We start from the raw sequence: 6,581 nt of genomic DNA on the forward strand, positions 1-6,581 counted from the left end.
CACATAGCCAATATTCTTATCGGCATTTACTATAGAACCTTTGGTAGGAGATAAAAATTTTAGTATTAATTTTACAAGGGTACTTTTACCGCAGCCGTTATCACCTAATATTGATAGGTACTCTCCGTTATTTATAGTTAAACTAATATCATTAAGAATATATGGTGTGCCACTTGTATAAGAAAAAAATAAATTATTAATTTGAATCATAATTGTCCTCCAGTTTATATAATTTTGTCACTTTATCAAAAAATTAATATATTAGTTTTGAAATAATCAAAGCTAACACTATTGATAAAGATGTTATTCATGCTTATATTATAAGTTATAATGCAAATAGCTTGCAAGAATAGATTTTATCATAATTATCATTTTCTATAACTATTTCATCTTTAACTAGTTCTAAAACATTATAGAACTTTTATATCGTTGCATTCATATATTATGATATAATACTTTATATATTGTAAAATTTGGAGGTAATTATGAGCAATAAATTCTTCAAGATATGCGGAATCTTCATTATATCAGTAAATATAATAATATTTTTGGTACTTAGTTATTATCTGCTTTATATATGGAAAATCAATATGTTACTTCCATCACTCGTACAAATATTCTTTATTCTAAATATATTTTTTTCAATAATTGTTTACTCTAAAATGAACAAAGCCTATCATACTATAGAAACAACCCTTGAAAATGCATATTTATCAGGTTTTGAAGCAATGGCCGCTTTAGTAGATGCTAAGGACTTCTATACAGGAGAACATTCAAAAAACGTTTCAAAATATGTGTCTATGATTTGCAATAACTTAAATTGTGGCAAAAATAAAAAAGATATCAAAAATAAAGTTAGAATTGCAGCTACTTTTCATGATCTTGGGAAAATTGGTGTTCCTGATATTATTCTAAAAAATCCTGGCAAATTATCTGATTCAGAATACGCGATAATGAAGTCCCATCCAGTTATAGGTGCAAATGTTATAGCTAAAATAGATGGATTTACAGAAATAAGCACTATAATTCGTCATCATCATGAAAGATGGGATGGAAATGGTTATCCTGATGGGTTAAAAGGAAATGAAATACCCTTTGGCTCCCAAATAATTTCTATAGCGGATACCTTTGATGCTATTACATCTGATAGAGTTTACAGAAAAGGCCTAAATAAAACTATTGCACTAAAAATTTTAATTGAAGAAAAAGGAAAACAATTTAATCCCGAATTAGTAGATATTTTTATTAAAAGCATTAATATTACTAAAGATTAATTTACAAGGTTTAATAGTGAATGTGCATATTAAACCTTATTTTTAAAAAGAAACTCGACTAATTCTCTGACTTTTTCATTACAAATCCTATAATTAATCTCTAGACCATTTCTTTCGCCTACAATTAATTTTGCCATTCTTAATTTTTGTAAATGCTGGGATAAAGTAGATTGTGGAATTCCTAGACAATCTTGCATGTGACTTACATTACATGTTCCTTTTCCGAGTAATCCATTAATAATACATAACCTTACTGGATGCGCTAATACTTTAAGTATTTCTGCAATTTCATTATATTCCATATAATCCTTTTCCATAATATTTACCTCTTTCTAAATGTATTTTCATATTAATATTGTTATATTCATATATTATGATACAAATAATAAATAATATCAATACTAATACCAATAAAAAATAACATATCAATTATAATATTATTTAACATGTTATTTCTTATTTTGCTTTTCATCTTGCGTATTATTTATCTTATCATATTTAATAATTCTTCCTCAGATATAACTGCAATTCCGAGCTTCTCTGCTTTGGTAAGTTTACTTCCCGCATTCTCTCCTGCTAACACGTAACTTGTTTTCTTAGAAACGGAGCCCGATACCTTTCCGCCATGGCTCTCTATCATTTCTGTGGCCTCACTTCTACCTATTGTAGCTAATGTTCCAGTTACAACAAAAGTTAATCCATCAAACTTATCATCACCCTTACTAACTTCCTCTACAGCCATATTAACGCCATAAGCGTTTAATCTACTTATTACTTCTCTATTTTTATTATCTTCAAAAAATTTCAATATACATAAGCCACTTATTTCACCTATATCCGAAATATCTTGCAGCTCTTCTAAAGACGTGTTTTGTAAGTCTTCAATTGATTTATAGTGTTTCATTATACTTTTTGCTGCTACCTTTCCAATATTAGGAATTCCAAGGCCTGTAAGTAGCAGATGTGCTTCATTCCCCTTTGACTTTTCTATAGCATCTAATAACTTATCTGTATTTTTTTCTTTTCCAATTATACCTTGCTTTATAAGTTCATCCCTATAATTAAACAAGGAATATACATCTGCAATATCTTTGATATATTTCAAACGAATAAGTTCCTTAACATATGCACTACCAAAACCTTTTATGTCCATAGCAGTCCTGCTGACAAAATTAATGATGCGTCTTTCTAATTGCGCCAAACAGTTAGGGTTTATACATTTGATGTCAGCAGTATCTTTTACGCGAACAGTAGGTGCGCCGCAAACTGGACAAATTTCAGGAATTTTAAACTCCTTTAATCCCTCAATACGTTTTTCTTTCATTACAGCCTTAATTTTTGGAATAATCTCTCCTGACTTGTAAACTACAATTATGTCTCCAATCCTTATATCTAAATCATCGATAAAATCTTGGTTGTGAAGGATTGCTCTTGATACAGATGTTCCACATAAACGAATCGGTTCAAATATTGCTGTAGGAGTAATTCTGCCTGTTCTTCCTACCGATACTTCAATATCAAGTAATTTCGTTTCTTTTTCTTCTGGAGGAAATTTATAAGCTATAGCCCATTTCGGAACTTTCGAAGTATTTCCAAGTTCTTTCCTATCTTGCAAATTATTAATTTTTATAACAACTCCGTCAATATCGTATGCTAAGGTGCCTCTTTCCTCACCGATATCTTGAATAGCACTCCACACTTCATCAGCTGTTTTACATTTTACATAATTCTCAATGACCTTTATCCCCTGCTTTTTTAACCATTCATAACCCTGCGTATGTGTTTTAAATTCTATTCCTTTAATATCTTGAATATTAAAAATGAATAGAGATATTCCTCTTTCTTTTGTTATCTTACTATCTAACTGCCTTAATGTACCCGCTGCACAGTTCCTTGGATTTGCAAATACCTTTTTTCCTAATAACTCTTGTTGTTCATTAATTTTATCAAATGCGACATTTGACATATATACTTCTCCACGAATTTCAAGGTATGGAACTTCATCTTTAAGTTTCCGTGCAACATCCTTAATTACTTTAGCATTTTCAGTGACATCCTCGCCTTGGATAATTCCATCACCCCTAGTCACCGCTACTGTTAAATTACCATCTACATACCGCAGAGCCATTGACAAACCATCAATTTTACGCTCAATAACAAATGTCGGATCGCCTAGTTCTTCAATCATTTTATTTACATAAGCGTAGACTTCTTCTTTTGTAAATACATCTTGCAAACTGAGCATTGGAACATTATGTTTTACGAGTACTCCACCTTTTCTTTTAGCGCTTCCACCTACTCTTTGAGTTGGAGAATCTAAAGTAATAAGTTCTGGATGCTCTTTTTCTATCTCTTTAAGTTTTAACATCATTTGATCGTATTCATAATCCGATATTTCTGGATTGTCCTGATTATAATATCTATCACTATGGTAATTAATTGTATTTTTAATTTGATTAATTCTATCTTCTTCATTTATCATATCATTATTCACCTATTCCTCTAGAAGCTTCTGAATGTCGTTAAATCATCTCCTTGGTAGCTGCGACAGCTTCGAACAAGATGCATTAACGACTTATAAGATAAAACGACTAGCATTCTCACTAGCTATTTTATCCAAAACGTCTCCATTGCATACACTATGCAAAAGTTACATTCAAATAAATAACAATCAAAATACTAGTCTTATTTTAACAAACTTTATAACATTTCTAGTGGTGCCTTATCTAATATCAACTTTTTTATTCCCATATTATCAAAAGCTATCGAAACCAATGTATCACCATTAGAACTCGATTTGGAAACAATAGTACCTATTCCAAATTTAGTATGTTTAACTTTTCTGCCTACTGTAGCTTCATTACTTATATTATTTCCACTATTAACACCTTGCTGATCTGAATTGTCTCCATGTGACGTTGCTGATACATAATCTTGTGGCGCAGTTTTACTTAACAGACCATGCGGATTATATTTATGAAAATCCTTTGCGTTTTTTCTCTTTAAAACCTGCGAGGTCCTATTTTTAGCACCACCGATAATTTCTTTTAAATCTGGAGAAATTTCACTAATAAAATCAGATGGTTGATATGAAACATTTCTACCAAATACCATTCTACTTTCTGCAGAAGTTATATAGAGTTTCTCTTCAGCCCTTGTTATTGCAACATAACATAAACGCCTTGATTCTTCCATTTCAGTTGGGTTATTAATGGAGGACATACCTGGAAATATTCCATTTTCCATACCTACCATAAATACTACTGGGAATTCTAACCCTTTGGCACTATGAACCGTCATCATTGCTGTTGTATCAATGGTTTCATCAGGGTCATCAGTGGTTGAGCCTAAGCTTACCCCCTCTAAAAATGTTAAGAGTGATTTATCTTCTGAGGTTCTTTCAAATTCTACAGCATCTGATACTAATTCTTTTATATTTTCAACTCTACTCTCATCTTCTGGTTCTTTAGAGTTTTCTAGTTGCTTTAAATATCCTGTATCTTCTATTATAGTCTTAATAAGCTGAGAGACTGTAATCTCTTCATTTTTAGCCATAAAATTATTCATAAGACTCACAAATTTACTTATAGATGATTTATTCCTAGTTGTAAGTGTAGGTATATACTCTACATCTAAAATAGCACTATATAAACATTGATCTATTCCATTTGCAAATTCTTGAATCTTTTGAATAGTTGCATCCCCTATATTTCTTTTGGGTACATTTATAATTCTCTTTAAGGCAATATCATCAAGGGGATTATTAATAAGCTTTAAATATGCCATTATATCCTTTATTTCTTTTCTATCATAAAACTTTAATCCTCCAACTATCTTGTATGGGATTAAATGTTTTCTGAAACTTTCCTCAAAAATACGTGATTGAGAATTCATCCTATATAAAATTGCAAAGTCTTTATAACTTCTATTTCCCTCTGCCATAATTGTTTTAATCTGATTTGATACAAAGTTTGCTTCGTCTCTATCTGTAAAGGCTCTATATAAATTAATTTTATCGCCATTTTCTTTTTCAGTTCTAAGTGCTTTATCTTTTCTTTGTGAATTGTTTTTTATGACTTCATTAGCCGCTTTAAGTATATTACCATTTGATCTATAATTTTGCTCAAGTTTTACAACTTTTGCTTTTGGGTAATCTTTTTCAAAATCTAAAATATTAGTGACATCTGCACCTCTCCATGCATAAATGCATTGGTCATCGTCCCCAACTACACATATATTTTCAGTCTTATCTACTAAAAGCTTTATAAGTTCATACTGTGCTTTATTTGTGTCTTGATACTCATCCACCATAATATACTTGAATTTTGAATGATAAAAATCCAAAACATCCTTATTATTTTTTAAGAGTTCAACAGCTTTAAATATAAGATCATCAAAATCTAACGCATTATTGCCCTTTAACTTTTTTTGATAAAGAAGATATACATCTGCTACTTTATTTTTTCTATAATCACTCTCATTTTCTTTTTTAAATTTAGCAGCAGAAATAAGTTCATTTTTAGCACTTGATATTTTGTTTAAAATTTCTGAATCTGTTAGATCTTTATCATTTATATCAATTTCCTTCATGCACTGTTTAATTAAACTTTTTTGATCATAGCTATCATATATAGTAAAATTTTTATTATATCCTATTTTATCTATTTCCCGTCTTAGGATTCTAACACAACTAGAATGGAATGTAGAAATCCACATGTTATCTGCTATATTACCTACAAGCGACCTTACCCTATCCTTCATTTCACCCGCTGCTTTATTAGTAAATGTTATAGATAAAATTTGTGATGGATATATGTTTAAATCTTGAATCATGTGTGCAATTCTATAAGTCAAAACTCTAGTTTTTCCAGAGCCTGCACCCGCAAGTATTAACAATGGACCCTCAACTGTAATTGCAGCCTCACATTGCTCTTTATTTAACAAACTTTTTAAATCCATGAAACCACTCCTCATATATTATATTAATACTAGTTACATCTAATATTATTTTAGATGCATCTAACTTTTTTACCACTCCACCTTAAGGCATAAATATACCTATAATTATATCACATTGTGCAAGAACTTAACCACTATAAAAAATATAGACGATTAACTTATACCACTCTTTCATCGTTAGTCAAAACGAGTGAATATACATTAACCGTCCCTCTTTATATGTAAATCCATGCACGCTAATCATCTCTTTCAGAGCTGTAATCATCTCTTTCAGAGCTGTAATCATCTCTTTCAGAGCTGTAATCATCTCTTTCAGAGCTGTAATCATCTCTTTCAGAGCTGTAATCA

Annotated in this window: 5 protein-coding genes; 1 reads left to right on the forward strand and 4 read right to left on the reverse strand. The window is 30.4% G+C overall.

All coding sequences use genetic code 11. The annotated features are described in order from the left end of the window. Positions 1–210 (reverse strand): ATP-binding cassette domain-containing protein (locus tag KPL37_RS18845; RefSeq protein WP_216151611.1); only part of this gene is annotated, 210 nt, incomplete at its 3' end. A gap of 275 nt (positions 211–485) precedes the next feature. Between KPL37_RS18845 and KPL37_RS18850 the strand changes: the two genes are divergently transcribed. Beyond that, positions 486–1,274, forward strand: coding sequence for an HD-GYP domain-containing protein (locus tag KPL37_RS18850; RefSeq protein ID WP_216151612.1), 789 nt, complete (start codon positions 486–488; stop codon positions 1,272–1,274). A 29-nt stretch (positions 1,275–1,303) separates the two neighbouring features. Here KPL37_RS18850 and KPL37_RS18855 read toward each other — a convergent pair whose 3' ends face one another. The 3 genes from KPL37_RS18855 to pcrA form a co-directional block, all read right to left on the reverse strand. Continuing rightward, a complete protein-coding gene (locus tag KPL37_RS18855; RefSeq protein ID WP_216151613.1) occupies positions 1,304–1,591 on the reverse strand; it encodes an ArsR/SmtB family transcription factor in 288 nt (95 codons plus the stop codon). A 167-nt stretch (positions 1,592–1,758) separates the two neighbouring features. Continuing rightward, positions 1,759–3,753, reverse strand: coding sequence for an NAD-dependent DNA ligase LigA (ligA, locus tag KPL37_RS18860; protein ID WP_216151615.1), 1,995 nt, complete (start codon positions 3,751–3,753; stop codon positions 1,759–1,761). Positions 3,754–3,974: 221 nt separating this feature from the next. After that, the gene (gene pcrA / locus KPL37_RS18865; protein ID WP_216151614.1) at positions 3,975–6,233 is read right to left on the reverse strand and encodes a DNA helicase PcrA; all 2,259 of its coding nucleotides are present in this window, start codon (positions 6,231–6,233) and stop codon (positions 3,975–3,977) included. Positions 6,234–6,581 lie beyond the last annotated feature (348 nt).

This window comes from Clostridium frigoris (assembly GCF_018861865.1).
In the GTDB taxonomy this organism is placed as follows: Bacteria; Bacillota; Clostridia; order Clostridiales; family Clostridiaceae; genus Clostridium_AD; species Clostridium_AD frigoris.